The 26,406-nt window shown below is 72.3% G+C and carries 27 protein-coding genes; 16 read left to right on the forward strand and 11 right to left on the reverse strand.

All coding sequences use genetic code 11. The annotated features are described in order from the left end of the window. Nucleotides 1–513: 513 nt before the first annotated feature. Entirely contained in the window at nucleotides 514–1,332 is an 819-nt protein-coding gene (locus NFU81_RS27045) for a helix-turn-helix domain-containing protein (protein ID WP_251495002.1), read from the reverse strand. A gap of 629 nt (nucleotides 1,333–1,961) precedes the next feature. Between NFU81_RS27045 and NFU81_RS27050 the strand changes: the two genes are divergently transcribed. Continuing rightward, on the forward strand, nucleotides 1,962–3,251 hold the full coding sequence (locus NFU81_RS27050; RefSeq protein WP_251495005.1) for a pyridoxal-dependent decarboxylase: 1,290 nt from the start codon (nucleotides 1,962–1,964) through the stop codon (nucleotides 3,249–3,251). A gap of 73 nt (nucleotides 3,252–3,324) precedes the next feature. Continuing rightward, entirely contained in the window at nucleotides 3,325–4,044 is a 720-nt protein-coding gene (locus NFU81_RS27055; protein WP_251495008.1) for a hypothetical protein, read from the forward strand. Here NFU81_RS27055 and NFU81_RS27060 read toward each other — a convergent pair. The 5 genes from NFU81_RS27060 to NFU81_RS27080 all read right to left on the reverse strand — a co-directional run bounded on the left by NFU81_RS27060 (nucleotide 4,031) and on the right by NFU81_RS27080 (nucleotide 8,156). Beyond that, nucleotides 4,031–5,053, reverse strand: a complete 1,023-nt coding sequence (locus NFU81_RS27060; RefSeq protein WP_251495223.1) for a helix-turn-helix transcriptional regulator — start codon at nucleotides 5,051–5,053, stop codon at nucleotides 4,031–4,033. The genes NFU81_RS27055 and NFU81_RS27060 overlap by 14 nt on opposite strands. Nucleotides 5,054–5,064: 11 nt before the next feature. Then, nucleotides 5,065–6,126, reverse strand: coding sequence for a helix-turn-helix transcriptional regulator (locus tag NFU81_RS27065; RefSeq protein WP_251495011.1), 1,062 nt, complete (start codon nucleotides 6,124–6,126; stop codon nucleotides 5,065–5,067). Between the two features lie 275 nt (nucleotides 6,127–6,401). Further along, nucleotides 6,402–6,857, reverse strand: coding sequence for a tellurite resistance TerB family protein (locus tag NFU81_RS27070; RefSeq protein WP_251495013.1), 456 nt, complete (start codon nucleotides 6,855–6,857; stop codon nucleotides 6,402–6,404). Between the two features lie 118 nt (nucleotides 6,858–6,975). Continuing rightward, nucleotides 6,976–7,464: a hypothetical protein gene (locus NFU81_RS27075; RefSeq protein ID WP_251495016.1), complete on the reverse strand. Its 489-nt coding sequence runs from the start codon at nucleotides 7,462–7,464 to the stop codon at nucleotides 6,976–6,978. A 116-nt stretch (nucleotides 7,465–7,580) separates the two neighbouring features. Next, a complete protein-coding gene (locus NFU81_RS27080; RefSeq protein ID WP_251495019.1) occupies nucleotides 7,581–8,156 on the reverse strand; it encodes a TerD family protein in 576 nt (191 codons plus the stop codon). A 141-nt stretch (nucleotides 8,157–8,297) separates the two neighbouring features. Between NFU81_RS27080 and arfB the strand changes: the two genes are divergently transcribed. Then, nucleotides 8,298–8,726 (forward strand): alternative ribosome rescue aminoacyl-tRNA hydrolase ArfB, encoded by a 429-nt coding sequence (gene arfB, locus NFU81_RS27085; RefSeq protein WP_251495023.1) that lies wholly within the window; start codon nucleotides 8,298–8,300, stop codon nucleotides 8,724–8,726. 44 nt (nucleotides 8,727–8,770) lie between these two features. Here the strand turns inward: arfB and NFU81_RS27090 are convergent, their stop codons facing one another. Next, nucleotides 8,771–9,283, reverse strand: coding sequence for a flavin reductase family protein (locus NFU81_RS27090; protein WP_251495026.1), 513 nt, complete (start codon nucleotides 9,281–9,283; stop codon nucleotides 8,771–8,773). Nucleotides 9,284–9,592: 309 nt separating this feature from the next. Between NFU81_RS27090 and cdgB the strand changes: the two genes are divergently transcribed. Beyond that, the gene (cdgB, locus tag NFU81_RS27095; protein WP_251495029.1) at nucleotides 9,593–11,251 is read left to right on the forward strand and encodes a diguanylate cyclase CdgB; all 1,659 of its coding nucleotides are present in this window, start codon (nucleotides 9,593–9,595) and stop codon (nucleotides 11,249–11,251) included. A 334-nt stretch (nucleotides 11,252–11,585) separates the two neighbouring features. On the opposite strand, the gene NFU81_RS27100 is transcribed toward cdgB, so the two are convergent. Then, nucleotides 11,586–12,557, reverse strand: a complete 972-nt coding sequence (locus tag NFU81_RS27100; RefSeq protein ID WP_251495032.1) for a quinone oxidoreductase family protein — start codon at nucleotides 12,555–12,557, stop codon at nucleotides 11,586–11,588. A gap of 109 nt (nucleotides 12,558–12,666) precedes the next feature. Here NFU81_RS27100 and NFU81_RS27105 point away from each other — a divergent pair, with 109 nt between their 5' ends. Beyond that, a complete protein-coding gene (locus NFU81_RS27105) occupies nucleotides 12,667–13,020 on the forward strand; it encodes an ArsR/SmtB family transcription factor (protein ID WP_251495036.1) in 354 nt (117 codons plus the stop codon). A gap of 11 nt (nucleotides 13,021–13,031) precedes the next feature. On the opposite strand, the gene NFU81_RS27110 is transcribed toward NFU81_RS27105, so the two are convergent. Both NFU81_RS27110 and NFU81_RS27115 read right to left on the reverse strand, forming a co-directional pair. Next, nucleotides 13,032–13,712 (reverse strand): response regulator transcription factor, encoded by a 681-nt coding sequence (locus NFU81_RS27110; protein ID WP_251495039.1) that lies wholly within the window; start codon nucleotides 13,710–13,712, stop codon nucleotides 13,032–13,034. Nucleotides 13,713–13,729: 17 nt separating this feature from the next. After that, nucleotides 13,730–14,938, reverse strand: a complete 1,209-nt coding sequence (locus tag NFU81_RS27115) for a sensor histidine kinase (protein WP_251495041.1) — start codon at nucleotides 14,936–14,938, stop codon at nucleotides 13,730–13,732. 290 nt (nucleotides 14,939–15,228) lie between these two features. On the opposite strand from NFU81_RS27115, the gene NFU81_RS27120 reads away from it, so the two are divergent. The 10 genes from NFU81_RS27120 to NFU81_RS27165 all read left to right on the forward strand — a co-directional run bounded on the left by NFU81_RS27120 (nucleotide 15,229) and on the right by NFU81_RS27165 (nucleotide 22,780). Continuing rightward, entirely contained in the window at nucleotides 15,229–16,137 is a 909-nt protein-coding gene (locus NFU81_RS27120; protein WP_251495044.1) for a Rossmann-like and DUF2520 domain-containing protein, read from the forward strand. Continuing rightward, nucleotides 16,134–16,964 carry a pantoate--beta-alanine ligase gene (gene panC, locus NFU81_RS27125; protein ID WP_251495047.1) on the forward strand — a complete coding sequence of 277 codons (831 nt, stop codon included), beginning with the start codon at nucleotides 16,134–16,136 and terminating at the stop codon, nucleotides 16,962–16,964. Before NFU81_RS27120 ends, panC begins: the two co-directional genes overlap by 4 nt. After that, on the forward strand, nucleotides 16,961–18,715 hold the full coding sequence (locus NFU81_RS27130; RefSeq protein ID WP_251495050.1) for an L-aspartate oxidase: 1,755 nt from the start codon (nucleotides 16,961–16,963) through the stop codon (nucleotides 18,713–18,715). The genes panC and NFU81_RS27130 overlap by 4 nt, the downstream gene beginning before the upstream one ends. A gap of 66 nt (nucleotides 18,716–18,781) precedes the next feature. Beyond that, a complete protein-coding gene (nadC, locus tag NFU81_RS27135) occupies nucleotides 18,782–19,813 on the forward strand; it encodes a carboxylating nicotinate-nucleotide diphosphorylase (RefSeq protein ID WP_251495067.1) in 1,032 nt (343 codons plus the stop codon). A 6-nt stretch (nucleotides 19,814–19,819) separates the two neighbouring features. Then, nucleotides 19,820–20,614, forward strand: coding sequence for a type III pantothenate kinase (locus NFU81_RS27140; RefSeq protein ID WP_251495069.1), 795 nt, complete (start codon nucleotides 19,820–19,822; stop codon nucleotides 20,612–20,614). Nucleotides 20,615–20,796: 182 nt separating this feature from the next. Beyond that, nucleotides 20,797–21,054 carry a hypothetical protein gene (locus tag NFU81_RS27145; protein ID WP_251495072.1) on the forward strand — a complete coding sequence of 86 codons (258 nt, stop codon included), beginning with the start codon at nucleotides 20,797–20,799 and terminating at the stop codon, nucleotides 21,052–21,054. A gap of 100 nt (nucleotides 21,055–21,154) precedes the next feature. Beyond that, nucleotides 21,155–21,331: a hypothetical protein gene (locus NFU81_RS27150; protein WP_251495075.1), complete on the forward strand. Its 177-nt coding sequence runs from the start codon at nucleotides 21,155–21,157 to the stop codon at nucleotides 21,329–21,331. Between the two features lie 66 nt (nucleotides 21,332–21,397). Continuing rightward, nucleotides 21,398–21,793, forward strand: coding sequence for a BlaI/MecI/CopY family transcriptional regulator (locus tag NFU81_RS27155; RefSeq protein ID WP_251495078.1), 396 nt, complete (start codon nucleotides 21,398–21,400; stop codon nucleotides 21,791–21,793). A 9-nt stretch (nucleotides 21,794–21,802) separates the two neighbouring features. Continuing rightward, the gene (locus NFU81_RS27160) at nucleotides 21,803–22,321 is read left to right on the forward strand and encodes an amino-acid N-acetyltransferase (RefSeq protein WP_251495081.1); all 519 of its coding nucleotides are present in this window, start codon (nucleotides 21,803–21,805) and stop codon (nucleotides 22,319–22,321) included. A 120-nt stretch (nucleotides 22,322–22,441) separates the two neighbouring features. Then, nucleotides 22,442–22,780 carry a histone-like nucleoid-structuring protein Lsr2 gene (locus NFU81_RS27165; RefSeq protein ID WP_251495084.1) on the forward strand — a complete coding sequence of 113 codons (339 nt, stop codon included), beginning with the start codon at nucleotides 22,442–22,444 and terminating at the stop codon, nucleotides 22,778–22,780. Here NFU81_RS27165 and NFU81_RS27170 read toward each other — a convergent pair. Then, nucleotides 22,711–23,295, reverse strand: a complete 585-nt coding sequence (locus NFU81_RS27170) for an SCO3374 family protein (protein ID WP_251495087.1) — start codon at nucleotides 23,293–23,295, stop codon at nucleotides 22,711–22,713. The two genes, NFU81_RS27165 and NFU81_RS27170, sit on opposite strands and share 70 nt — an antisense overlap. Nucleotides 23,296–23,746: 451 nt before the next feature. Between NFU81_RS27170 and NFU81_RS27175 the strand changes: the two genes are divergently transcribed. Beyond that, nucleotides 23,747–26,257 (forward strand): ATP-dependent Clp protease ATP-binding subunit, encoded by a 2,511-nt coding sequence (locus NFU81_RS27175; protein ID WP_251495090.1) that lies wholly within the window; start codon nucleotides 23,747–23,749, stop codon nucleotides 26,255–26,257. The last annotated feature ends 149 nt before the right edge of the window (nucleotides 26,258–26,406 follow it).

The following is a 26,406-nucleotide window of genomic DNA, read 5'->3' on the forward strand; positions in this document are numbered from 1 at the left end:
GCCCGGGGCCGCGGCGGCGGGCCGCGCACGGCGGGGGCGGCGGGACGCGAGGTCCTGAGGCCCGGGACGCGGTGCCTTCGCGGCCGGGACGGCGGCCGCGCCGGGGCGGGCGATTCCGGGCACGCGCGGGCGCGGGCAAGCGCCATTTCCGGGCGCGATTACCGGGGTTCACCGGAATTCCGGCAGATTCTGCCAAGCGGCGGTGCGGTGAAGCACAACAGGCCCCCGCGCACCATGCGGCAGTGCAACATACCCACGCCCAACAGGCCCCAGCCCTTAGCACGTAACGGCGTTGGGCATCGGGGCGTACGGCACCAGGCTTACTGCACAGGGGTTTACGCCGGCAGGCCGCGCGGCACGGGGCGTCGCCGCGTCAGCCACACGCGTCAGCCACACGCGTCAGCCACACGCGTCAGCCACACGCGTCAGCCACGCCGCGTCAGGCCGTACCGCGTCAGGGCCTGTGCGGCCTGTGCGGCCGGTGAGTTGCCGGGGAGGGGCGCCGGACGCGCCTTACGCGGCGTCCGACGTGTGCGTCGGCAGGAAGGTCACCATGCGGCGGCGCGGGTCGTGGGCCGGCGAGGAGACCAGGGTGCGGACGTGCTGCGGGTGGCCGCCGACCGGCGGCACGATGATGCGGACCTGCCCGTCGTTGTGCAGCGTGATCCGGCTGGACTGGTCCACCGCCCGCCACAGCTCGGCCAGTTCCGGGTGGTCCTGGAGCTCGTCGATGATCCGGCGCAGCTCCGCGCTGCGGGTGGTCTCCGCCTCCAGCCGCAGCTGGCGCAGGTACGAGGTGGCCCAGCCGTCCTCCCACTCGCCGCACAGCCGGCGGGCGTAGGGGTTGAACAGCACGAACCGCAGCAGGTTGGCCGGCTCGGGCTCGCCCGCCGACAGGAAGAGCCGCTGCCAGGCGGTGTTGCTCTCCTCGATCCGCCAGCCGGCGTCGACAGCGAGCGAGGGGACCGGCAGGGCGCGCAGATAGCTGGTCCAGCCGGTGACCGCGTCCGGGTCGGGGCGGCTCGGGCCGCGCGGCGGGAAGCCGCCGCTGGCGATGAACCACAGCTCGTCGCGGCGGGCCGAGTCCAGGCCGAGCGCTTCGGCGAGCGAGTCCAGCCGATGCAGCGGAATCGGCCGGACACCGCCCTCCCAGTCCTGGTACAGCCGGGTTGACACGCCCATGTACTGCGCCACGTCCTGCTGGCTCAACCCGCTGCGGCGCTTTCCCGCTGCCAGGTGGGCGGCGCGGTCCGCGGGGCCGCTGTGGTGCTTGCGGGCCTGGCGGAGGAAGCCGTGGATCAGTGGCGGGGAATCCCCGTGGTGCGGTGCCATGGGCATCTCCCCCGAGATCCGGCCGAGGTGATGCGAGCGCGTCACCGTTCCAATACTGGCCATTGGATGGTCTTGGGTCGGCCCGATGACTGTCAACCAATGCCCAGGTCCCCCCATTGACCTGCGGATTTGAGCCTCGTTTGAGCAATGGGGAAAGAACGGCGGGCCAAGCGCGGCGCCACATCGCGCCACCCACCAGGAAGTATGCGCCACCGGGGCTGAATTGGCGTACTTGCGCCATCGCGCTCAATGGGTCTGTCCACATTGGTACGTGTCCCATTTTGGACAACCGCCCGCGCCCGCGGGTGAAGTGCCAGCTAGGGGCGGCCGCGTACGCCAAAACAGCAGCTTGCAGCCCGGATTACGCACCTTTGGGTTCGTAGCGGGAGGCACCCGACCTCCGGTACCAATTCTCGCGGCGGTACTCACCGCGGCGAAAATCTCGCCGAGGCGGGTGCCGACACCATCACTGCTCCCGGTCGCGGCTCCCCGAGTCGCTGCGACCGGGTCCGCCGAGGGCCACCGGCCCGCTCCGCCCGGTTCCGGGGGGGAGCCCTCGGCGGTGAGCGGGGGGCCGGCCCGGCCCGTCGACCCCCCGCCACCCCAGCACTGCCGTCCCGGAGGTCGTCATGGCGTACCTGCCGTTCGCCGCACTGCCCGCACAAGCGCCGCCGGCCGGCGGCACCGCGGTCTTCTCCGTCGCGCCCGAGCCGCGCCGGCTCATCGGCTTCGCCGCGTCCGCCCCGGACGACACCCGGCGGCAGCTCACCGCCCTGGTCGCCGCACTGCGGACCGCGGAACGGCACGCACCCGAGCTGCTCGACGACTTCCCCGCCTCCTACCACGGCGACTACGCCGAGATGCTGGCGGTGCTCACCGACCTCGACGACGACACGGACGTCGACGACGCCGTCGCCGCCGCCGATCCCGCCGGCGCGGGCACGGCCGTACTCGCCTTCGAGCGGGCCGTGGTCGACTTCTGCACCGACCTGGCGCTCGGCGACCGCCGCCACACCCACGGCTACGTCACCGCGGGCGGCTCCGAGGCCCTGCTCGTCGGGCTGCGGGCCGGCCGCGACGCGCTGCCCGGCGCCCCGCTGTACGTCTCGGCCGCCGTGCACCACTCGGCCCGCGACCACGCGCGGCAGCTCGGCATGGACGTCGTGGAGGTCCCCTATGGCGCGGGCGGCGCCATGGACACCGACGCCCTGCGGCTGCTGGCCGCGGAACGGCCCGGCGGCGCCGTCGTGCTGGCCACCCTCGGCGGGACCGCGGCCGAGGACGGCGGCGACGACGACCTGGCCGGGATACGGGCCGCCGCCACCCCGGCGGGACCCGTCCACATCCACGTCGACGCGGGCGACAACGGCCTGCTCGCCCCGTTCTCCCCGCACCCCGTGCTGTGGGACCTGCGGGACGGCGCGGACAGCCTGTCGCTGACCGCCCACCGGCTGCTCGGCCTGCCGGTGCCCTGCGGGGTGGTGCTGGCCGGCACCGCACGCACCCGGCCGCTCAGAGGCCGCGGCTCCACCCCCAACCCGCTGGCCGTCGCCCTGCTGTGGGCGGCGCTGCGGGACCGCGGCTACGACGGGCTGCGCGCGCTGGTCCACGACTGCTACGACACCGCCCGCTACGCCGCCGACCACCTCGCCGAGGCCGGCTTCCGCACCACCCGCGCCGGGTACGGCCTGACCCTGCGCTTCCCCCGCCCGGCCGCCGCGGTCTGTACCCGCTGGCGGCTGGCCACCGACGGCCCGCACGCCCGGCTCACCGTGCTGCCGCCGCTGACCCGTGCCACGGTCGACGCCTTGTGCCGCGACCTGGACACGGGGACCGCGCTGCCGACCGGCCCTTCGCACCGTCCTGTGCCCGGCGGGAGCCTTACCGCCGCCGTGGCCGCTTCCCAGCGGGACGGCTGAGGTGGCCGGGCGGCACGCGGGCGCCTTACCCGGCCCGGGCGGCACCGGAGCGGAGTGGCTGATCCCGGTATCGGTGCCGATCATCCCGCCGGCGACGTCGTACTGGGCGGGCGACTGGTTCGCGCCGCGGTCCGGCGCGGCCCGGGGCGGCGCCGTCACCCCGGTGAGCGTCGCCGTCCTGCCCGGCGGGACCGTGCACACCTGGGGCACCGTCATGTCGCAGGCCGCCGACCTCGCGGACGACACGCACCCGGCCTGGTCCGCCGCCGCCTGGCAGGCCCGCGAGAACGGCCGGCCCACCCGGGTCGCCGTGGGCCACCCCGACGGCCGCGTCGAGACCCACCTGGTAGCCGAGGACGGCACCGCGACCCCCGTCGACGGCACCCTGCTGCCGGTGCCCGGCAGATGCCCGCCCGACCCCTGCTGGGGCGACCCGGCGGGCCTGGCGCACGAGGTGTGCGCGGCCGAGGCGGGTCCCGAGGCCACCGCGGCGGTCATGCGCGCGGCGCAGGACGCCGCCCTGGACGGCGACTGGGACGCGGCCACCCACTACTCCACGGTCGCCGCCGCCCGGCTGCACGCCCAGGGCTCGCCCGACGCCCAGCGGGTGGTGCGCCTCGCGGTCTCCGCGTGGCTGCGCACCGGCCCCGGCCAGTCCTCCCCGCTCGGCTACGCGCTGGTGCACCTGCTGATCTCGACCTTCCCCGCGATGCCGGGTCCGATCGCGGCGCTGCTGCGCCGGCTGGCCGACCACCTGCCGGCCGCCGGCCGGGGCGGCGTCAGGGGCTGGTGAGCAGGGCGGCGAACTCCGCGTCGGCGGCGAGCTTCAGGCCCGCCTCGAAGCGGCTGTCGGCGTCCAGCCGCTCCATCAGCTTGGCGATGGCCCGCTGGACGGTGCGGCGGTGGACGCTGAGCTTGCGGGCGATCTGGTCGTCGCTGAGCCCCTCGGCCATCAGCCGGATGACGGCCCGCTCCTGGGCGGTGACCTCGGGATGGGCGCCGACGGCCGCCGGCTGCGGCGCGTCGAGCTTCACCGCGCGCAGCCAGAAGTCCTCGAAGAGCGCGATGTAGGACTTGACCAGGACCGTACCGACGACCACCGCGAGGGACTGGCCCGGGTCGTCGGGGTCGGCCGCGAGCAGCGCGGTGTGCCGGTCGAACAGCAGCAGGTCGTAGGGCGCGTGGTCGATCAGCCGCACCTCGGCGCCCATGGCCGCCATGTCCTGGAGGTAGCGCAGGTACTTCGGGGTGTGCAGGCACGAGCGCGGGTAGATGGAGCGCACCCGCACCCCGCGCGCCAGCATCGCCCGGTCCCGATCGAGCGAGGAGTGCAGGATCTCCATCGGCGGCATCGGCCCGGGGTGCAGCGAGTCGCAGCTGACGCGCATCGACTCGTTCAGGTCGATCATCATCTGCTTCTTGTGCGCGTCGCCGCCGAGGAAGCGCACCGCGACGCCCACCGCGTCGTCCTGCGTCACGACCGGCTCGTAGACCGTCATCAGCGACTCCAGCACCCGCTGCATCTCCCGGGTGCTGCGCTCGTGCTCGGCCGCCGCCGACTGGTACGCCTCCATCGCCCCGAGGATCGCCGCATGCGGTTCCACCGGCTTGGCGGGGCCGCCGTCCCTGGCCCGCACCAGGCCGAGCCGCTCCAGCCAGTGCCAGCCGGCCGCCGCCCGTGCCTCGTCCAGGCCGGCGGCCGCCCGCAACTGCTCGGCCGACCTCCCGCCGTCCCTGCGCAACTCCCGGTAGAGGGCGAGCGCGGCATCCTCGTCCCGCCCGCCCGCGTCGGCAACCACCATTGCCACCCCCCTCACTGCACCACGAAGGTCTTCGCGAACTCCGCGTCGTTGGCAAGTTTCAGCCCGGCCTCGAACCGGCTGCTCGCGTTCAGCCGCTCCATCAGCTTGGCGATGGCCCGCTGGACGGTGCGGCGGTGCACGCCCAGTTTGCGGGCGATCTGGTCGTCGCTCAGCCCGGACGCCATCAGCCGGATGATCACCCGCTCCTGCGAGGTGATCTCGCTGTCCTCCGCGCTGGTCACCGACGCCCTGGCCAGCGTCAGGCCGCGCAGCCAGCAGTCCTCGTAGACCGCGAGGAAGGAGCGCATCAGCGCGGCGCCGCGGATCACGATGACCGCGTCGCTCGGGCGGTCGGGGTCGGCGGCCAGCACCGCGGCGTCCTCGTCGAAGGTCAGCATGTCGAAGGGCGCGTGGTCGACCAGCCGCAGCTCCACCCCCGCGTCGGCCAGGTCGTGCAGGTAGCGGGCGTACTTGGGGGAGTGCAGGCAGGACATCGGGTAGATCGCCCGGCTGCGGACCCCGCGGGCCATGATCGTACGGTCGTGGTCGAGTGAGGCCTCCAGCACCTCGATCGGCGGCATCGGCCCGGGGTGCATCGAGCCGCACGTCCCGCGGGCCGCGTCCGACAGGTCGAGCCTGGTGCGCTGCTTGCGGCGCGGGTCGGTGATGAACTCCACCGCGACCTCGCTGGTCTCGCGCTGCACCGAGGGCCGGTAGACCGACAGCAGTGCCTCGGTGACCCGCTGCAGCCGCACCCCGCTGCGCAGCTGCTCGGCCGCGTTGGCCTGGTAGTCGTCCATGGCCCTGGCCAGCGCCGCGTCGGGGTCGACCGCCTCGGCGACGCCGTCGCGCACCTGCACCAGGCCCAGCTCCCGCAGCCGGCGCCACCCCCGGCCGCCCTGCGCGTCGTCAGGGTCGAGAGCGGGGTAGAGGTCTCCGCCGTGGCCCCCGCCCTTGGTACGCAGCATCTCGTACAGGGCGAGCGCCGCGTCCTCGTCCCGCTGGGTGCTGACTCCGCCCGACGTGCCCGCCGACCCCTTCGGGCACGCGTCCTCACTCGGTACGGGAAGCATGTGCCTTCCTCCATTGGTGATCCGGCGGCCACTCGGATACCGGAGGGCGCCCCCGCGCCCGAGGTTCCCCGAACCTCAAGTATCTGCGCCTGCCACAGACTGTCACGCAAGTATTACCCGCGAACGGAGCCGAACGTACCGGGTATTGCCAACGCGCGACCGGCCGGTGACAGCTCCTGCGGCGTTTTCTGGGCATATGACGATGCCCGGGACGCGGACGGGCGTCCCGGGCATGCTTCCCACCGGTGCGGCCGGTCGGCCCGACCGGCGGGCTGTCAGAGGTCGAACTCCTGCGGGTTGAGCCCCACCGCGTAGCACGCCTCGCGCACCACGGCCTTCTCGTCCTTGTCGAAGTCGCCGTCGGCGCCGCCGATGACGATGCCGATCTGGATCACCGCACGCGCCTCCGTCGGCTTCTTCTGCACCTTGGCGATCTCCTGGAGGATCGCCACCTTGCCGAAAGCGAAATCGGCGGTGAGCTTGCCGAGGTAGTCCTCGAAGCGGCGCTGCAGGTCCAGCGCCGGGAAGTTCTGCAGCACCTCGTTGGTGCCGATCAGCGCGGCGACCCGCTGCCGCTCCGCGGGGTCGATGGTGCCGTCGGCCGCGGAGACCAGCGCGCACATCGCCATGCTGGCGTCCCGGAATGCGCCGCTCTTCAGGTCGTTCTTCTTTGCGTTGAGCTGGTTCTGCATATTGCTCGCGGACTCTTTGAAACGGTCCCACAGGGCCATCGGGGGTCTCCTCGCACAGGCGGTCGTTACGGTCTGAGAACTCTTCCGGAGCGTAAAGGAGTTCCCAAGCCGACCGTAGCGCTCGCCACCGGGGTGTCCCGCGCGGGCCGCCGCCGGCTCAGACCCGGGGGAAGCGGGACAGCAGCGCCCACACCGCGGGATTGCCCTCAAGACCCTCGTGCATGTCGGTGAGGTCGGCGACCACGTCGTGCAGGAAGTCCCTTGCCTCGCGGCGCAGTTCGGCGTGCCTGACGGGCAGCGGCGGCTCGTCGGGCAGCCAGTCGGCGGTCACGTCCACGAAGCCGAAGCGGCGGACGAAACGCAGCCGGTCGGTGGATTCGGTGAAGTCGAACTCGGCGTGTTGCGGCCGGGCCGCCCGGCCGCCCGCCGGGTCGCGGTCCAGCTGCTCGGCGATGTCGCACAGCGCCCACGCGAAGTCCAGCACCGGCACCCACCCCCACGCGGTGGACAGCTCCCGCTCGCCCTCGGCCAGGTAGACGTCGCCGCAGAAGAGGTCGTGCCGCAGCGCCCGGACGTCCGCCGTGCGGTAGTCCGTCTGCGGCGGGTCGGGGAAGCGGCGGGAGAGGGCGTAGCCGAGGTCGATCACCCGGCGATCGTGCCAGATCCCGCGAAGCCCCCGCGCCGGCCGGTCTCCCGGGCCGGGCGGGGGCGCGTCGGATCAGCCGCAGGTCCCGCGGCCGGCCGGCGTCGGACGGGTCCGGGTCAGAGCGAGACGCCGAAGTCGGTGGCGATGCCGACGAGGCCGGAGGCGTAGCCCTGGCCGACCGCGCGGAACTTCCACTCGGCCCCGTTGCGGTACAGCTCGCCGAAGACCATCGCGGTCTCGGTGGCGGCGTCCTCGCTCAGGTCGTAGCGGGCGATCTCGGCTCCGCCTGCCTGGTTGACGATGCGGATGTAGGCGTTGCGGACCTGGCCGAAGTTCTGGCTGCGGGTCTCGGCGTCGTAGATGGACACCGGGAAGACGATCTTCTCGATATCGGCGGGCAGGCCGGCCAGGTTGACGTTGATGGCCTCGTCGTCGCCCTCGCCCTGGCCGGTGCGGTTGTCACCGGTGTGCACGATGGTCTGGTCGGGCGTCTGCTTGTTGTTGAAGAAGACGAAGTGTCCGTCCGAGTAGACCTTGCCGCCCGCGTTCACCGCGATGGCGCTCGCGTCGAGGTCGAAGTCCGTGCCGGTGGTGGTACGGACGTCCCAGCCGAGGCCGACCGTCACTGCCGTCAGTCCGGGCGCCTCTTTGGTGAGCGAGACGTTGCCGCCTTTGGACAGGCTTACCGCCATGGGAAGTCCCCTTATGTCTTGGTCGTAGGTGTTGCCGTCGAAACTACCCTCACCGGACTGAACGCGGACGGGGGATGCGCTGGTTCCGTATTCGGGGTAAATCCCGTGACGCCGGGGCGGTCGGCGCGGGATCATAGGATCATGTCCGGGCCACTTGTCATCCGCGGTTCCGTCTCCGTGCCGGAGGCGGAGCTCCAGTGGCGTTTCTCGCGCTCCTCCGGTCCCGGCGGCCAGCACGTGAACACCACCGACAGCCAGGTCGAGCTGCGCTTCGACCTCGCCGCGACCGAGGCGCTGCCCCCGGTGTGGAAGCGCCGGGCGCTGGAGCGGCTCGAAGGGCGGCTGACCGGCGGTGTGATCGCGGTACGGGCGTCGGAGCACCGCTCGCAGTGGCGCAACCGGGAGGCCGCGGCGGCCCGGCTGGCCGCGCTGCTCGCCGAGGCGACGGCCCCGCCGCCGAAGGTGCGGCGGGCCACGAAGATCCCGCGCGGCATCAACGAGCGCCGGCTGCGGGTCAAGAAGCGCCGCAGCGAGACCAAGCGCGGCCGCAGCGGCGGAGGCTGGGACTGACCCGCCCCTGCTGCCACCGGGCTGCTACCGGGCTCCTGCCGCTCCTACCGCAGGAAGCGGTAGCGACCGCGGAAGTACGTCAGCGGCCCGCCGTCGGCACTGGGCGTGCGGGCGGCGAGCACCCGGGCGACGACGAGCGTGTGGTCGCCGGCGGGGACGCGCTGCGTGGTCTCGCACTCCAGTATCGACAGGGCGCCGCCCAGGATCGGGGCGCCGGAGTGCTCGCCCCGGTAGTAGGGGATGTCCTCGAAGAGCAGCCGGTCGCTGATCCGCCCGCGCAGCGCGAACCGCCCGGCGATGTGCCGCTGGCTCTCGCTGAGCACGGAGGCGGCCCAGCGGGGCTGCCGTTCGAGCAGCTCGTCCATCCTGGACCCGACCCGCAGGCTCACCAGCACCAGCGGGGGTTCGAGGGAGACGGACATGAAGGCGGTCGCGGTCATGCCGACGTCCTCGCCGCGCGGCCCGTCGTCCGGGTCGTGCGCGGTGATGAGGACGACGCCCGCGGACAGGCGGGTCATCGCGGCGCGGAAGGCATCGGTGTCGACGGTCTGAGCCATGGTGGTCCCAGGATGCCGGTCTGGCGAAGTGTGAAGCACGCTCCTCACGTTACGGGTCGGTACGAGGATGCGGATCGGGCTGTGGTCGCAGTCATACGCCGACCGGGTCCTAGGACCACTCCCGCACCCTCCGTATCCATGTGCTTACCAGATGATGTGACTTGAGTCACAAGAAGCAGTAATTGTTGACCCTGTGTACCGACCGCACAGCTCGCTGTGATTCAGTGGCCGATGGAGACCGGTGTCATCGATGTCATCGGATGTATCGCAGAGATCACGGGAGTTGTTGTCGAGGGCGCGGAGAGGGGCATGGATACCGAGTCGGAGCCGTATGTCCGCCTCGCGACCTTGCGTCAACTGCACCAGGTCGTGGCGGACCTCAACACGGCACGCAGCCTTGCCGACACCCTGCAGGCCGTGGCCGACGGGGTGGTCAAGGGGCTGGGGTACGACCTGGCCGCCGTCAACCTGGTCCGGCCCGACGGCGACCTCGTCGTCGCCGCCTTCGCGGGCAGCACCGCGGGCGAGGCCCTGCTCTCCGGCAAGGTGGGCCCGCGCGCGTCCTGGGAGCGGCGGCTCAGCATGGGGCAGCGCTGGGGCACCCTGCGCTTCATCCCGCACACCGAGGGCTGGGTCCTGATCGACGACGACGTGCCGCAGTGGCACACCGAGGGACCGCTGCCGCGCTTCGCCGACGAGTGGCACCCGGGCGACCGCCTCTACGCCCCCATGCAGTCCTCCCAGAACGGCGGCGGCGAGCTGATCGGCGTGATCTCCGTCGACCGCCCCTCCACCGGCCGCCACCCTGGCCCGTGGGGCTGCGAAGCCCTCCAGATGTACGCCTTCCAGGCCGGCATCGCGATCAGCAACGCCCGGATGCGCGCCAACATGCAGCGCGCCCTGGTCCGCCTGGAGCGCGACCAGCAGGCGCTGCGGGCCAGCGAGGAGAGCTTCCGGCAGGCTTTCGAGTACGCGCCCAGCGGTATGGCCATCGCCGAGATGGGCGGCGACCAGCACGGCAAGCTGCTGCGCGCCAACGACGCGCTGTGCCGGCTGCTCGGGCGCAGCAGCTCGGTCATGCGGCGCTACTCCTTCTCCGACCTCGTCCACCCCGAGGACGTCGGCCTGCTGCTGCGCACCTCGGCGGAGGGCGGCCGGGCCGAACTGCGGCTGGCCCGCCGCGACGGCTCGTACGTGTGGGTCTCGCTGCGCAACTCCGTCGTCGCCGACACCGCGGACGGGCCGCGCTTCCTGCTCACCCACGTCGAGGACATCGAGGAGCGCAAGGGCCGCGAGCTGCAGCTCGCCCACCGCGCCAGCCACGACTCGCTCACCGGCCTGCCCAACAGCGCGGAGCTGCGCACCCGGCTCTCCGCGCGGCTCTGCTCCCGCCCGCTGGACAAGGACGCGGCCGCGCTCGCCGCGGAGGCGGAAGGCCCCGACGAGTTCGCCTTCAGCTACGGCTACGGCCCCGAGGAGCTGGCCGCGCCGCTGGGCGCCCTCGGCTACGACTCGCACGTCCACACCGTCGCGCCCGACGAGAACGACCCGGCGCCGGCGAAGGGGCTCGCCGTCCTGTTCTGCGACCTGGACGGCTTCAAGTCCATCAACGACCGCTTCGGGCACCACACCGGTGACGCCGTGCTCATCGAGGTGGCCCGCCGGCTGACCGGCGCGGTGCGCGACGGCGACACCGTCGCGCGGCTGGGCGGCGACGAATTCGTCGTCCTGGCCGACGGGTTGGCCCCGGCCGACGCGGCCGACCTCGCGGTGCGGCTGCGCAACGCGATCATCCCGCCCATCCGGGTCGACGGCCGCGCCGTCCGCGTCGGGGCGAGCTTCGGCATCGGCTGGGCCGGCTGCGGCATGACGGCGGAGGAGGTTCTCCACTCCGCCGACCAGCGCATGTACGTGGAGAAGCGCAGCCGCTCTTCCTCCCCCCGGCCGAACCACCGCCGCGCCGGCTGATCCTGGCCTCAGCCGGCCCTGGCCCGCCCCATGCGGCGGGCTCTTCGCCTCTCCCGCCGTCGTGGCTCGTCGCTCCGCTCTACTCCCAGAGCTTCGCCCTGGGGGTACCCCCACGCGCCCCTGGGCGATTGCCCCTTGCGGTGGCGTCGCGTCTTTCCCCCGGTGGTGGGTTGCGCGCGCGGTTCCGCCCCCAGAGCTTCACCCGGGGGTACCCCCAGCGCCCCTGACGGCTTGCCCTCTGCGGAGAGGGTGAGCGTTTTTCAGGGGCGCGGGGAACTGCGCGACCAGCCACGATGGCGGGGAGGGAGCGGCGCCACCGCACGTGGCAATTCCCCTACACGCGAAGCAGGAGCTTGCCCGTGGTCGAGCGGCTTTCGACCAGTTCGTGGGCGGTGGCCGCGTCCGCGAGGGCGAACTCGGCGGTGACGGGGAGCTCCACGCCGCCGTCCGTCACCGCACGGAAAGCCGCGTCGGCGAGCTGCTGGAGGCGTACCGGGTCGGCCGCGGCGAGGCCCAGCAGGGAGAAGCCGGAGACGGTGAGCCCGGCGGGGTAGACGTCGGCCGGGCCGATCTGCCAGGGCGCGGCCGAGCCGGAGTTGCCGAAGGAGACGAGCCGCCCGAAGCGCGCCGTCACCGCGAGCGTACGGCGGAAGTTGTCGCCGCCCACCGGTTCGAGGGCGATGTCGACGCCCCGCCCTCCCGTCGCGGCCAGCACGTCCGCGTCGAAGGTCGGCGTCAGGAAGACCTGGTCGTAACCGGACTTGAGCGCGTGCGGCGCCTTGTCGAAGGTGGAGACGACCCCGTAGACCGCACTGGCCCCGCCCAGCCGGGCGAGCTGTCCGGCGACCGTGCCGACGCCCCCGGCGGCCCCGTGGACCAGGACCGTGTCGCCCTCGCGCAGCCGCGCGACGTCGTGCAGCAGTGCGTAGGCCGTGGGCAGCACGCTCGGCAGCGTCGCGGCGGTGCGCAGGTCGAGCCCGTGCGGGACGGGGAAGGTCGTCGCCGCGGGGGCGACGGCTATCTCCGAGTAACCCCCGCCGGACATGAAGGAGGTGACCTCCTGTCCGGGAGCGAAGGCGGTGACGCCCTCGCCGACGGCGAGCACCCTCCCGGCGACTTCGAGGCCCGGGCGGAAGGGGAGCGCGTCGACGCGGTAGCCCTCGGCTCTGGCCAGCACGTCGGCGAAGTTGATGCCCGCGTAGGCGACCTCGACGGTGACCTCGCCCGGTCCCGGCGTCGGTTCCGGCACGTCCACCAGGCGCAGTACCTCGGGTCCGCCGAACTCCTCGAAGATCATTGCGCGCATGGCGCTTCCCCCTTGCTGTTCAATGAAAAGCGAACACCGATGAGTGTATGGTTCTGGTCGAACACTCTGCAACTCGGTTTGACTCGGCACCGACTTCCGGGAGGACGTCATGACCGCACCGCGGGCACACCGGGCCGCCCCGGATCACACCCACCCAGACCACGTACCCCTCCTGGCGGCGCTTAGTGCTCTCGCCGACCCCGTACGCCTGGGACTCGTACGCGAACTGGCCGGATCGGCCGACTGGGAGCGCACCTGCGGCTCCTTCGACGTGCCGGTCGGCAAGGCGGCGCTCAGCCACCACTTCGCCACCCTGCGGGCCGCCGGCCTGGTCGAACAGCGCGACGCCGGGCCGAGGCGGCTCAACCGGCTGCGCAGGGCCGAGTTCGACGCCCGCTTCCCCGGCCTGCTCGACCTCGTCCTGCGACCGGACCCCGATCCCGGCCTGGAGCCCGAGGCGTAACGGCGCCGCCGTCAGAGCCCGCCGCCGCCCGCCCGCACGAGGCCCGACTCGTACGCCAGCACCACCGCCTGCACCCGGTCGCGCAGGTCCAGCTTCGTCAGGATGCGCCCCACGTGCGTCTTCACCGTCGCCTCCGACAGCACCAGCTTGCGGGCGATCTCGCCGTTCGACAGGCCCTGCGCCACCAGCAGCAGCACCTCGCGCTCCCGGTCGGTGAGCTTGTTCAGCTCCTGGTGCCGCGGTTCGGAGCCCGCGGTGGGCAGCATCGGCGTGAAGCGGTCGAGCAGCCGCCGGGTCGTACTCGGCGCCACGACCGCATCACCGCTGTGCACCGCGCGGATCGCGGCCAGCAGCTCGTCGGGCGGCACGTCCTTGAGCATGAAGCCGGCCGCCCCCGCCTTGAGCGCGGCGAACGCGTACTCGTCCAGGTCGAACGTCGTCAGGATCAGCACCCGCGGGCCGCCCTCGCCCTCCGCGCCGCAGATCCGCCGGGTCGCCTCGACGCCGTCCATCCGCGGCATCCGCACGTCCATCAGCACCACGTCGACCCGGGTCGCGCGCAGCACCTCCAGCGCCTCCGCGCCGTCGCCCGCCTCGGCGACGACCTCCATGTCCGGCTGCGCGGCCAGCACCATACGGAAGCCGGTACGCAGCAGCACCTGGTCGTCCACCAGCATGACGCGGATCGCCATCAGATCCCTCTCCTCGCTCACTTGCCCGCCGCGGTCAGCGGCAGTACCGCGCTGATGCGGAAACCGCCCTCCGGGCGCGGGCCGGCGTTCAGCGTGCCGCCGACCATGCCGATCCGCTCCCGCATGCCGATCAGGCCCTGCCCGAGCCCGTCCCTGCCGCCCTGCTCGTACAGGCCGTCCCGCCCGCCGCGCCCGTCGTCCTCGATCAGCAGGTCCAGCGCCGCGTCCCCGAACCCCAGCATCACGCTGGCGCTGGCCCCGTCCCCACCGTGCTTGCGCACGTTGGTCAGCGCCTCCTGCACGATGCGGTACGCCGTCAGCTCGACGCCGCTCGACAGCGGCCTGGCCTGCCCCGCGACCTCGAACCGCACCGGCAGCCCGGCCCCGCGCACCTGGTCGATCAGATCCGCCAGCTGGTCCACCCCCGGCTGCGGTACGTACTCCCCGCCGGCGTCGTCCCCGGCCCGCAGCAGCCCCAGCAGCCTGCGCATCTCGGCCAGCGCCTGGCGGCCGGTGCTGGAGATCGTGCTCAGCGCCTGCTTGGCCTGGTCCGGCGCCACATCCAGGACGTAGGCGGCGCCGTCGGCCTGCACCACCATCACCGACACGTTGTGCGCGACCACGTCGTGCAGCTCCCGCGCGATCCGCGCCCGCTCGGCCGCGACCGCCGCCTTCGACTGCGCCTCCCGCTCCCGGTGCAGCCGCTCGGCCCGCTCCTCCAGCTGCGCGTAATACGCCCGCCGGGTGCGCAGCCGGTCGCCGACCACCCACGCCAACGCGAAGATCACCGTCAGGAAGAAGGTCTGGAGCAGCGTCGTCCAGATCGTCGAGCCCTCTTCGTGCGGCGGCCACCGCACCATGGCGAGCGGCGTCGCCAGCAGCCCCGCGGTCAGCGCCAGCCGCGAGGACCAGCGCGCGCCGTTCGACGCGCACGTGTAGATGATCACCAGCATCGCGGCGTCGCCGGGATTGGGCGCCTGCACGTCCAGCACGAGCTGGGCCGCGCCCGTCCCGATCGCGAGCAGCAGCATCTTCTCCGGCGCGCGCCGGCGCAGCGCCACGACGGCGGCCAGCGCGAGCGACACCGGTACGGCGGCGACGCGCGCCGCCGGTGAGGGGCTGTGGTCGGCCGCGATCCACACCGCGCACACCGCGAGCAGGACGACGGCCCAGAAGCTGTCGACCCACGTCGGGTGTTTGCGGAGGAATTCGTAGACGCGCTGCACATAACCCAGCGTAGGCACCGCAACCCGTCCCGGGGTCAGCCCCGGGAGCGATCTCCCCCTACGCCGCAAGGTGGACAACCCCCTGCGGGCCATGCATCTTGCGGTGCGCTTCCCGGGGTTGCCACTTGCTGTGGCGTTGCTTACTTTCCCGCCGTCGTGGCTGACCGCGCAGTTCTCCCCCGGGGGAAGGCGCGCGGGCCACCGCGAGGGGCAGCGTGGGCTGCGTCACGGGCGCAAGAAGAAGGAGTTCGCGTAGGATTGACGAGAAGTGGCCCGCAGCGGGAGGCGTAATGGTGGAGGAACGGCCCGGCCGTCTGACCGTAGGCGTCGTGGGAGCCGGGCGGGTGGGACCCGCACTGGCGGCCGCACTGGGAATGGCGGGGCACCGCCCCGTCGCCGCCTCGGGTGTCTCGGAGGCGTCCCGGCGCAGGGCCGAGGCAGTGCTGCCCGGCGTACCGATGCTGGAGCCGGGCCAGGTGATGGCCGCCGCCGACCTCGTCCTGCTGACCGTCCCCGACGACGCCCTGCCCGACCTTGTCAGAGGCCTCGCGGAGACCGGCGCCGTCCGCCCGGGGCAACTGCTCGTCCACACCTCGGGCCGTTTCGGCACCGCCGTGCTCGACCCCGCCCTGCGCGCGGGCGCGCTGCCCCTGGCGCTGCACCCGGCGATGACCTTCACCGGTACGCCGGTGGACGTGCAGCGGCTGGCCGGGTGCTCGTTCGGGGTGACCGCCCCTGGCGAACTGCGGCTGGCCGCCGAGGCCCTGGTCATCGAGATGGGCGGCGAGCCCGAGTGGGTCGAGGAGTCGGCCCGCCCGCTCTACCACGCGGCCCTGGCGATCGGCTCGAACCACCTGGTCACGCTGGTCGCCCAGGCCAGGGACCTGCTGCGGGAAGCGGGCGTGACGGAGCCGGGCCGCATGCTCGGCCCCCTGCTCGGCGCGGCCCTGGACAACGCGCTGCGGTCCGGCGACGGCGCCCTCACCGGCCCGGTGGCCCGCGGCGACGCCGGTACCGTCGCCGCCCACCTGCGCGAACTGCGCGCCCACGCACCCGAGACGGTGCCCTCCTACGTGGCGATGGCCCGGGCCACCGCCGACCGCGCCCTCGCCAACGGCATGCTCAAGGCCGAGTACGCCGAGGCGCTGCTCGGCGCCCTGTCCGACGAGCCCAGCCAGAGAGACGGGGGCATCGCATGACCGAGCTCGTCCACCACGCCAAGGACCTGGCGCCCTGCGGCGCGGTGGTGATGACGATGGGCGCGCTCCACGAGGGCCACGCCTCGCTGATCCGCGAGGCCCGCGCCCTGGCCGGCACCGGCACCGTCACGGTCACGGTCTTCGTCAACCCGCTGCAGTTCGGGCCGAACGAGGACCTGGACCGCTACCCCCGCACCCTCGACGCCGACGTCGAGATCGCCGCCCGCGAGGGCGCCGACGTGGTCTTCGCCCCGGACGTCGACGAGGTCTACCCCGGCGGCCGGCCGGAGGTCCGCATCAGCGCGGGGCCGATGGGGGAGCGGTACGAGGGGGCGTCCCGCCCGGGGCACTTCGACGGGATGCTCACCGTCGTGGCCAAACTGCTCCACCTGACCCGGCCGGAGGCGGCCCTCTTCGGCCAGAAGGACGCGCAGCAGCTCGCGCTGATCCGCCGCATGGCCACGGATCTCAACTTCCCTGTGCACATTGCCGCGGCCCCGACCGTGCGCGAGCCGGACGGCCTGGCGCTGTCCAGCCGCAACCGCTTCCTCACGGCGGAGGACCGCACGCAGGCCCTCGCGCTGTCCCGGGCGCTTTTCGCCGGCCGCGACAGGGTGGCCCACGGACCGCAGGCCGTACGGGAGGCGGCGCTGGCCGAGGCCGCCGCGTCGGGCCTGAGCGCCGACTACCTCGCCCTCATCGACCCCGCCGACTTCACCGAGGCCGCGCCCGGCCACACGGGACCCGCGGTCCTCGCCGTGGCCGCGAAGGTCGGCGCCACCCGGCTGATCGACAACATCCCGCTGGAATTCGGAGCCGCGCAATGAACGCATCTGGAGCCGGCAGCAGCACCGGCATACGCCTGAACGCCCCCGCGCCCGGCTGGGCGATCAGCGCCGACGTGGTCGTGGTGGGGTCCGGCGTCGCCGGGCTCACCGTGGCGCTGCGGTGCGCGGCGGCAGGGGCCAAGGTCACGGTGGTGACCAAGGCGCATCTGGACGACGGGTCGACGCGTTGGGCGCAGGGCGGCATCGCCGCCGCCCTGGGCGAGGGCGACACCCCGGAGCAGCACCTGGACGACACCCTGGTCGCCGGCGTGGGCCTGTGCGACGAGGACGCGGTCCGCACCCTGGTGAGCGAGGGGCCCGACGCCGTACGGCGGCTGATCGCCACCGGCGCCCGCTTCGACACCGACCCGGCCAGCGGCGAGATCCTGCTGACCCGGGAGGGCGGCCACCACCGGAGCCGTATCGCGCACGCGGGCGGCGACGCGACGGGCGCGGAGGTCTCCCGCGCCCTGATCGGCGCGGTAAGGGCAGCAGACATCGAGCTCATCGAGAACGCGCTGGTCCTGGACCTGCTGAACGACGCCGAGGGCCGCACCGCGGGCGTCACCCTGCACGTGATGGGCCAGGGCCGCCGCGACGGCGTCGGCGCGGTCCATGCCCGCGCCGTGGTGCTGGCCACCGGCGGCATGGGCCAGGTGTTCTCCGCGACCACCAACCCCGCGGTGTCGACCGGCGACGGCGTGGCCCTGGCGCTGCGCGCGGGCGCCGAGGTCAGCGACATCGAGTTCGTGCAGTTCCACCCGACCGTCATGTGGCTCGGCCCGGACGCCGAGGGCCAGCAGCCGCTGGTGTCGGAGGCGGTGCGCGGCGAGGGCGCGTACCTGGTCGACGCCGAGGGCACCCGCTTCATGGTCGGGCAGCACGAGCTGGCCGAGCTGGCGCCGCGGGACATCGTGGCCAAGGGCATCATGCGGCGGATGCAGGAGACCGGCGCGAGTCACATGTACCTCGACGGCCGGCACTTCGGCGCGACGATGTGGGCCGAGCGCTTCCCGACCATCCTGGCCGCCTGCCGCGCCCACGGCATCGACCCGGTGACCGGGCTGATCCCGGTGGCCCCCGCCGCGCACTACGCCTCGGGCGGCATCCGCACCGACCTGCACGGGCGGACGACGGTGCCCGGCCTGTACGCGTGCGGCGAGGTCGCCTGCACCGGGGTGCACGGCGCCAACCGGCTGGCGTCGAACTCGCTGCTCGAAGGCCTGGTCTTCGCCGAGCGGATCGCCGCCGACGTGCTCGCCGACCGTACCGAGCCGCCCGCCGAGCCGGTGATCCCGGCGCCCGGCGGCGCCCCGCTGCTGGCCTCGGAGGCCCGCTTCGAGGTGCAGCGCATCATGAGCGCGGGCGCGGGCGTGCTGCGCAGCGCGGAGTCCCTGACGGTGGCGGCGGGCGCCCTGGAGCGGCTGAACACCGCGGCCGTGGAGGCGTACGACAGGGAAGGCAAGACCGCGGAGCCTTGCGTGGAGACGTGGGAGTCCACCAATCTGAGTCTGGTCGCCCGGGTGCTGGTCGCCGCCGCCCGGCGCCGCGAGGAGACCCGCGGCTGCCACTGGCGCGAGGACCGGCCGGAGCGGGACGACCGCGACTGGCGGCGCCACCTCGTCGTACGCCTCACCCCGCACCGCACGCTCGACGTCCGTACGACGCAGGGGCCGGACTTCCCGCCGGTCCGTGCCGCGCGGGCGGCCGCCGTCGTCGGGGATGATGGGGCCGGGGGCACCCGCCCGTAGCCCCGCCGCCCGCCCGCGGCACCCGCCGTACCCGTACCGCCAGGCACCGCCTCAGAAGGAGCACCAGTGACCAGCCCCGACCGCCCGCAGCCCGTCGCCCTCCCGCTGCCGAAGATCGGCCCGCCGGACGAGGCGAGCGGCGGCGGTGGCTGCGGCGACGGCTGCGGCTGCGGCGCGGAGGCCGCGGACTACGAGGTCGACCCGCTGGAGTGCGGCCTGGACCCCGACCTGGCCCAGCTGATCGCCGACTCCGGCCTCGACCCGGTCCAGGTCGAGGACGTCGCGCACATGGCCATCGAGGAGGACCTCGACCAGGGCGTCGACATCACCACGGTGGCGACGGTCCCCGAGGAGTCCCTCGCGGTCGGCGACTTCACCGCCCGCGAGGCCGGTACGGTCGCGGGCCTGCGGGTCGCCGAGGCGGTGCTGTCGGTGGTGTGCACCGACGAGTTCGAGGTCGAGCGGCACGTCGAGGACGGCGACCGGGTCGCCGCGGGCCAGAAGCTGCTGACCGTGCGCACCAGGACCCGCGACCTGCTGACGGCCGAGCGCAGCGCGCTGAACCTGCTGTGCCGGCTGTCGGGCATCGCGACCGCCACCCGCGCCTGGGCGGACCTGCTGGAGGGCACCAGGGCGCAGGTGCGCGACACCCGCAAGACCACCCCCGGCCTGCGGGCGCTGGAGAAGTACGCGGTCCGCTGCGGCGGCGGCGCCAACCACCGCATGTCGCTGTCGGACGCGGCCCTGGTCAAGGACAACCACGTGGTGGCCGCCGGCGGTGTCGCCCAGGCCTTCAAGCTGGTGCGGGAGGAGTTCCCCGACGTGCCGATCGAGGTCGAGGTCGACACCCTGCACCAGGTGCGCGAGGTGCTGGACGCCGGCGCCGACCTGATCCTGCTGGACAACTTCACCCCGGCCGAGACTGCGGAGGCCGTGGCGATCGTCGGCGGCCGGGCCTTCCTGGAGTCCTCGGGCCGGCTGACGCTGGAGACGGCCCGCGCGTACGCCGAGACCGGCGTCAACTTCCTGGCGGTGGGCGCGCTGACCCACTCCTCCCCGATCCTGGACATCGGCCTGGACCTGCGAGCGGAAGCGTAGACGCGGATGCTGCTCACCATCGATGTCGGCAACACCCACACCGTCCTGGGGCTCTTCGACGGCGAGGAGATCGTCGAGCACTGGCGGATCTCCACCGACGCGCGCCGCACCGCCGACGAGCTGGCGGTGCTGCTCCAGGGCCTGATGGGCATGCACCCGCTGCTCGGCGACCTCGGCGACGGCATCGACGGGATCGCGATCTGCTCGACGGTGCCCTCGGTGCTGCACGAGCTGCGCGAGGTGACGCGCCGGTACTACGGCGACGTGCCGGCCGTCCTGGTCGAGCCGGGCGTCAAGACCGGGGTGCCGATCCTGGTGGACCACCCCAAGGAGGTCGGGTCCGACCGGATCATCAACTCGCTGGCCGCCGTCCACCTCTACGGCGGCCCGTGCATCGTGGTGGACTTCGGCACCGCCACCACCTTCGACGCGGTCTCGGCCCGCGGCGAGTACATCGGCGGCGCCATCGCGCCGGGCATCGAGATCTCGGTGGACGCGCTCGGCGTGCGCGGCGCCCAGCTGCGCAAGATCGAGCTGGCCAGGCCGCGCAGCGTGATCGGCAAGAACACGATCGAGGCCATGCAGTCCGGCATCCTCTACGGTTTCGCCGGCCAGGCGGACGGCATCGCCGAGCGCATGGCCCGCGAGCTGGCCGCCGACCCGGACGACGTCACGGTCATCGCCACCGGCGGGCTGGCGCCGCTGGTCCTGAACGAGGCGTCGATCATCGACACGCACGAGCCCTGGCTGACCCTCATCGGGCTGCGCCTGGTCTACGAGCGCAACGTCTCGACGACCTGACGGCTCCCGGCGCCCGCGGGGGCGAACACACCCGGGGGCACCCAATTGCGGCGTAATTGTCGGCTTAGCACTTAAGGTCCAGGCATGTCTACGCCACCCGGAGCGCCACCGGCGTAAGGCACTGCTGCCGCCACTGCGAAGACCTGGCAGACAACGACGTACGACTGCGTCTGGAGGCCCATATGCCCGCGCCGCGCCGCCTGCTCGCCCTCCCACTCCCCGGCACGTCAGCCGGCGAAGGACCCGACGCCGAGCCCGCCCCCAAGCCCAGGCCCAAGCCGGCCCCCGCGTCCCCGCCCGCCCCGAAGCCCGGGGCGCCCGACCCGGGCCGCCGTACGCCGACGCCTGCCGAGATCTGGCCGCCCGGGCGCCGCCCCGCGCCCCGCCCCGACGGCGACGACGCCATGGGCGCCGCCACGGCCCTGCGCCCGGCCTGCTGAAGGGGCCGGCCCGCCTTTCCGTTCAGCCTTTCGGGTGCCCCGGCAGTTCGCCGGGGCACCCGAAGGCAAGGTGTCGCAGAGGCGTCGTTAGGCTGGCCGGATGGACTACCTTTCCGCGATCGTGCCGCCGCTGGTGATGGCGGTCTTCTTCGTCTGCGTGATCATCACGATGATCAAGCACCAGGGCGGCGCCAACAAGGCCAGGGAGGACGCGGCGGTGGACGCCGCCTTCGCCCAGGCGGAGGCCGCACGCCAGGCCGCGGCGAAGGACAACTGAGCCCCCGAATCCCCGAGGGGTTCGCATTCCGGGCATTTAGCCTTACCAGCGCTTAGTATTCCGAGTGTGCCCCGGCCATTGGGAGACCTCGAAGACGCCGTCATGACCCGGGTGTGGGAGTGGAACCGGCCGGTCACCGTTCGTGAGGTTCTTGAGGACCTGGCGCGGGAGCGGACCATCGCCTACACCACCGTGATGACCGTAATGGACAACCTGCGCCAGAAGGGGTGGCTGCGCAGGGAGGCCGATGGCCGCGCTTATCGCTATGAGGCGGTATCGACGCGAGCCGCATACTCGGCCGCACTGATGAACGAAGCCTGGGCCGCGAGCGACAACCCCGCCGCGGCCCTCGTGCACTTCTTCGGCATGATGTCGCCGGAACAGCGTGAAGCGGTCCGTGACGCAATGCGCATCATCCAGTCCGTGGACCCCTCGGGTCCGGCGGAAGACGAAGGACGATAGCGTCCGTGCATGCCCCTCGTGTCGAATGACGTCACCATCCGCAGGGCCCGCACCGCCGATGTCCCCGCGGTACGGCGGTTGCTGGACTCGTATGTGCGCGAGCGCATCCTGCTCGACAAGCCGACGGTGACGCTTTATGAGGACATCCAGGAGTTCTGGGTGGCCGAACGGGACGAGGACGCGGCCGTGGTCGCGTGCGGCGCGCTCCACGTGATGTGGGAGGACCTGGCCGAGGTCAGGACGCTGGCAGTGGACCCGCTGCTGCGCGGTGCGGGAGTCGGACACCAGTTGCTGGCGAAGTTGCTGCAGACGGCACGGTGGCTGGGAGTGCGTCGAATTTTCTGCCTCACGTTCGAAGTGGACTTCTTCGCGAAGCACGGCTTCCGCGAGACCGGGGACACGCCTGTGGACGGCGATGTGTTCGGGGAGCTGCTGCGTTCCAATGACGAGGGAGTCGCCGAGTTCCTGGACCTGGAGCGGGTGAAACCGAACACCTTGGGCAACAGCCGCATGCTGCTGCAACTGTGACGTTCCGGTTTGTCCGGATCGCACTGTCTCGGGCGGACCGCTTCGTGCAAGGGGTTTGTGTTTTTCCCGCAAAGGCGCTTTGCTTTTACTGTTAATCCGTTTTCGATGAAAGGGAAGCCGGTGGCACAGAAGGTTCAGGTCCTTCTCGTAGACGACCTCGACGGTGGCGAGGCGGACGAGACCGTGACGTTCGCACTCGATGGTGTGACGTACGAGATCGACCTCACCACGGCGAATGCCGACAAGCTGCGCGGGCTGCTCAACCCGTACACGGACAGTGGCCGCAGGACCGGCGGCCGGGTCGGTCGCGGGCGTACGAAGGCCGTGCGAGGCGGCTCCGCGTCGGGTCCCGACACCGCCAAGATCCGCGCTTGGGCGAAGGAGAAGGGCTACGAGGTCAACGACCGCGGCCGGGTGCCGGCCACGATCCGCGAGGCGTACGAGAAGGCCCACGGCTGATCCTGGGTGCGCGCCCGCAGCGCGATCCGGTGGCAGGCCGTCGCCAGCGCGGCGACGAGCGTCGGAAGGCCGATGGGGACCCCCGATCCATCGGCTCCTCCGGTGACCCGCAGCGCAGGCAGTGTGGCCTCCACCTCGACGCCCGGCCGGGGAGGCCGCAGCCACACCGGTGCCGACCGGTCGTATGCGGCCTCCCGGCGGCCCCACTCGGGGTGCGCCGGCGCCCGCATCTGCTGCCCGCTGCCCAGTGCGGTCACGTCCAGTGCGACGCCGCCCCACTCCAGCCATTCGAGCAGCCCCGGCAGCTCCTCCGCGGTGCCCGCCGCGACCAGCAGCCGCACCCGGTGCCCGTCCAGCGCCACCGGTCCCAGCTCGCCGGGCCGCGGGAACCGGGTCAGCAGCGCGTACCCGACCGTGGCCGGCACATCCAGCGCGTCGAAGAGCACCCCCGTGACCAGCCCCGGCGGCAGCCCCCCCGACAGCGGCCACCCCAGCTCGTCCTCGTACCAGCTCATGCCCCTGCAACTACGGGATCGCAGCGGGGTTACGTATCGCGCACGAATGAACACGTACGGTGTGCGGAATGTACGATTCCGGGGGAGCGCCGCCCGGCTTGAACTGTTCGCCCTGGCGCAAGGTTGTTCGCCCGTAGCGCACACCTGTTGGACATCCGGTGTGGACTGTCGGTCGCTGAGGGTAAGAAGTACCTAGTGGGAAGGGCTGGTGTGACGGCAGGCACGGCAGGCGTTCGCCACGGGCGTAGTTGATAAAGACGTATTCGCCTGGCCTGCGGGAACATCGTCTCGCACCATCGAGGTTGTGGGAGTGACGTCAGCCGGTGGCGCAGCTTTCCCCGTGGCAGCGGGGGTGGATACGTGAGCGGCGCCGCTGTGCGGGACTAGCATGCGGAAGGACAGGGAGGGGACCGACCCCTCACTGCCCGACCGCTCTGAGGAGCGATTAACGATGTTCGAGAGGTTCACCGACCGCGCGCGGCGGGTTGTCGTCCTGGCTCAGGAAGAAGCCCGGATGCTCAACCACAACTACATCGGCACCGAGCACATCCTCCTGGGCCTGATCCACGAGGGTGAGGGTGTCGCCGCTAAGGCCCTGGAGAGCCTCGGGATTTCTCTTGAGGCGGTCCGCCAGCAGGTGGAGGAGATCATCGGCCAGGGGCAGCAGGCCCCGTCCGGCCACATCCCCTTCACCCCCCGGGCCAAGAAGGTCCTGGAGCTGTCGCTCCGCGAGGCTCTTCAGCTGGGCCACAACTACATCGGCACCGAGCACATCCTGCTCGGCCTGATCCGCGAGGGCGAGGGCGTCGCCGCCCAGGTCCTGGTGAAGCTGGGCGCCGATCTGAACCGGGTCAGGCAGCAGGTCATCCAGCTGCTGTCCGGTTACTCCGGTGGCAAGGAGTCGGCCACGGCCGGCGGGCCGGCCGAGGGCACCCCCTCGACCTCGCTCGTCCTGGACCAGTTCGGCCGCAACCTGACCCAGGCCGCCAGAGAGACCAAGCTCGACCCGGTCATCGGGCGCGAGAAGGAGATCGAGCGGGTCATGCAGGTGCTGTCCCGCCGCACCAAGAACAACCCGGTCCTCATCGGCGAGCCCGGCGTCGGCAAGACCGCCGTCGTCGAGGGCCTGGCCCAGGCGATCGTCAAGGGCGAGGTGCCCGAGACGCTCAAGGACAAGCAGCTCTACACCCTGGACCTGGGCGCCCTGGTGGCCGGCTCGCGGTACCGCGGTGACTTCGAGGAGCGCCTGAAGAAGGTGCTCAAGGAGATCCGCACCCGCGGCGACATCATCCTGTTCATCGACGAGCTGCACACCCTGGTCGGCGCCGGCGCCGCCGAGGGCGCGATCGACGCGGCCTCGATCCTCAAGCCGATGCTGGCCCGCGGTGAGCTGCAGACCATCGGTGCGACCACGCTCGACGAGTACCGCAAGTACCTGGAGAAGGACGCGGCCCTCGAGCGCCGCTTCCAGCCGATCCAGGTCGCCGAGCCGTCGCTGCCGCACACCATCGAGATCCTCAAGGGCCTGCGCGACCGGTACGAGGCGCACCACCGGGTGTCCATCACCGACGAGGCGCTGGTGCAGGCCGCCACGCTGGCCGACCGCTACATCTCGGACCGCTTCCTGCCGGACAAGGCGATCGACCTGATCGACGAGGCCGGCTCCCGGATGCGTATCCGCCGGATGACGGCGCCGCCGGACCTGCGCGAGTTCGACGAGAAGATCGCCGAGGTGCGCCGGGAGAAGGAGTCCGCGATCGACTCGCAGGACTTCGAGAAGGCCGCCTCCCTGCGGGACAACGAGAAGCAGCTGCTCGCCGCGAAGGCCAAGCGGGAGAAGGAGTGGAAGGCCGGCGACATGGACGTCGTGGCCGAGGTCGACGGCGACCTGATCGCCGAGGTCCTCGCCACCGCCACCGGCATCCCGGTCTTCAAGCTGACCGAGGAGGAGTCCTCCCGGCTGCTGCACATGGAGGACGAGCTCCACAAGCGCATCATCGGGCAGAAGGACGCCGTCAAGGCGCTGTCCAAGGCGATCCGCCGTACGCGTGCGGGTCTGAAGGACCCCAAGCGCCCCGGTGGCTCGTTCATCTTCGCCGGCCCGTCCGGTGTCGGTAAGACCGAGCTGTCCAAGGCGCTCGCCGAGTTCCTCTTCGGCGACGAGGACGCGCTGATCTCGCTCGACATGTCGGAGTTCAGCGAGAAGCACACCGTCTCGCGGCTCTTCGGCTCCCCGCCCGGCTACGTCGGGTACGAGGAGGGCGGCCAGCTCACCGAGAAGGTGCGGCGCAAGCCGTTCTCGGTCGTGCTCTTCGACGAGGTCGAGAAGGCGCACCCGGACATCTTCAACAGCCTGCTGCAGATCCTGGAGGACGGTCGCCTGACCGACTCCCAGGGCCGGGTCGTCGACTTCAAGAACACGGTGATCATCATGACCACCAACCTCGGCACCCGCGACATCTCCAAGGGCTTCAACCTGGGCTTCGCGGCCCAGGGCGACACGAAGTCCGGCTACGAGCGGATGAAGAACAAGGTCAGCGACGAGCTGAAGCAGCACTTCCGCCCCGAGTTCCTCAACCGTGTGGACGACGTCATCGTCTTCCCGCAGCTCAGCCAGCAGGACATCCTGCAGATCGTCGACCTGATGATCGGCGCGGTGGACGAGCGGCTGCGCGACCGCGACATGGGCATCGAGCTGAGCCTGGAGGCCAAGGAACTGCTCTCCAAGCGCGGCTACGACCCGGTGATGGGCGCCAGGCCGCTGCGGCGGACGATCCAGCGCGAGATCGAGGACTCGCTCTCCGAGAAGATCCTCTTCGGCGAGCTGCGTCCCGGCCACATCGTGGTGGTGGAGGTCGAGGGCGAGGGTGAGACGGCGACGTTCACCTTCCGCGGCGAGGAGAAGGTCACGGTGGCGGACGCCCCGCCCGTCGAGACCCCGAACCTCTCCAAGGAGAGCTGACGCCTCCGGCGGTACCGCAGGAACAAGGCCTCGGCCCCGGACCTCATCAGAGGTCCGGGGCCGGGGCCTTTTCGCATGCCGGCGAGGCCGCCCCTCAGGGCGCTGGGGGTACCGCCAGGCGAAGCTCCGGGGGCGGAACCGCGCGACCA

Origin of the sequence: Actinacidiphila cocklensis, assembly GCF_907177275.1 — a bacterium.
Lineage (GTDB): Bacteria > Actinomycetota > Actinomycetes > Streptomycetales > Streptomycetaceae > Actinacidiphila > Actinacidiphila cocklensis.

What these genes read in the sequence shown, in the direction of transcription:
- NFU81_RS27065 (WP_251495011.1), bottom strand. Translation starts at nt 6,126, where the DNA reads ATGCTTCCCGTACCGAGTGAGGACGCGTGCCCGAAGGGGTCGGCGGGC.
- cdgB (WP_251495029.1), top strand. Translation starts at nt 9,593, where the DNA reads ATGGATACCGAGTCGGAGCCGTATGTCCGCCTCGCGACCTTGCGTCAA.
- NFU81_RS27130 (WP_251495050.1), top strand. Translation starts at nt 16,961, where the DNA reads ATGAACGCATCTGGAGCCGGCAGCAGCACCGGCATACGCCTGAACGCC.
- NFU81_RS27150 (WP_251495075.1), top strand. Translation starts at nt 21,155, where the DNA reads ATGGACTACCTTTCCGCGATCGTGCCGCCGCTGGTGATGGCGGTCTTC.
- NFU81_RS27145 (WP_251495072.1), top strand. Translation starts at nt 20,797, where the DNA reads ATGCCCGCGCCGCGCCGCCTGCTCGCCCTCCCACTCCCCGGCACGTCA.
- NFU81_RS27120 (WP_251495044.1), top strand. Translation starts at nt 15,229, where the DNA reads ATGGTGGAGGAACGGCCCGGCCGTCTGACCGTAGGCGTCGTGGGAGCC.
- NFU81_RS27080 (WP_251495019.1), bottom strand. Translation starts at nt 8,156, where the DNA reads ATGGCGGTAAGCCTGTCCAAAGGCGGCAACGTCTCGCTCACCAAAGAG.
- NFU81_RS27100 (WP_251495032.1), bottom strand. Translation starts at nt 12,557, where the DNA reads ATGCGCGCAATGATCTTCGAGGAGTTCGGCGGACCCGAGGTACTGCGC.
- NFU81_RS27170 (WP_251495087.1), bottom strand. Translation starts at nt 23,295, where the DNA reads ATGAGCTGGTACGAGGACGAGCTGGGGTGGCCGCTGTCGGGGGGGCTG.
- panC (WP_251495047.1), top strand. Translation starts at nt 16,134, where the DNA reads ATGACCGAGCTCGTCCACCACGCCAAGGACCTGGCGCCCTGCGGCGCG.
- NFU81_RS27090 (WP_251495026.1), bottom strand. Translation starts at nt 9,283, where the DNA reads ATGGCTCAGACCGTCGACACCGATGCCTTCCGCGCCGCGATGACCCGC.
- NFU81_RS27050 (WP_251495005.1), top strand. Translation starts at nt 1,962, where the DNA reads ATGGCGTACCTGCCGTTCGCCGCACTGCCCGCACAAGCGCCGCCGGCC.
- NFU81_RS27045 (WP_251495002.1), bottom strand. Translation starts at nt 1,332, where the DNA reads ATGGCACCGCACCACGGGGATTCCCCGCCACTGATCCACGGCTTCCTC.
- NFU81_RS27140 (WP_251495069.1), top strand. Translation starts at nt 19,820, where the DNA reads ATGCTGCTCACCATCGATGTCGGCAACACCCACACCGTCCTGGGGCTC.
- NFU81_RS27110 (WP_251495039.1), bottom strand. Translation starts at nt 13,712, where the DNA reads ATGGCGATCCGCGTCATGCTGGTGGACGACCAGGTGCTGCTGCGTACC.
- NFU81_RS27160 (WP_251495081.1), top strand. Translation starts at nt 21,803, where the DNA reads ATGCCCCTCGTGTCGAATGACGTCACCATCCGCAGGGCCCGCACCGCC.
- NFU81_RS27060 (WP_251495223.1), bottom strand. Translation starts at nt 5,053, where the DNA reads ATGGTGGTTGCCGACGCGGGCGGGCGGGACGAGGATGCCGCGCTCGCC.
- NFU81_RS27175 (WP_251495090.1), top strand. Translation starts at nt 23,747, where the DNA reads ATGTTCGAGAGGTTCACCGACCGCGCGCGGCGGGTTGTCGTCCTGGCT.
- NFU81_RS27070 (WP_251495013.1), bottom strand. Translation starts at nt 6,857, where the DNA reads ATGGCCCTGTGGGACCGTTTCAAAGAGTCCGCGAGCAATATGCAGAAC.
- NFU81_RS27105 (WP_251495036.1), top strand. Translation starts at nt 12,667, where the DNA reads ATGACCGCACCGCGGGCACACCGGGCCGCCCCGGATCACACCCACCCA.
- arfB (WP_251495023.1), top strand. Translation starts at nt 8,298, where the DNA reads ATGTCCGGGCCACTTGTCATCCGCGGTTCCGTCTCCGTGCCGGAGGCG.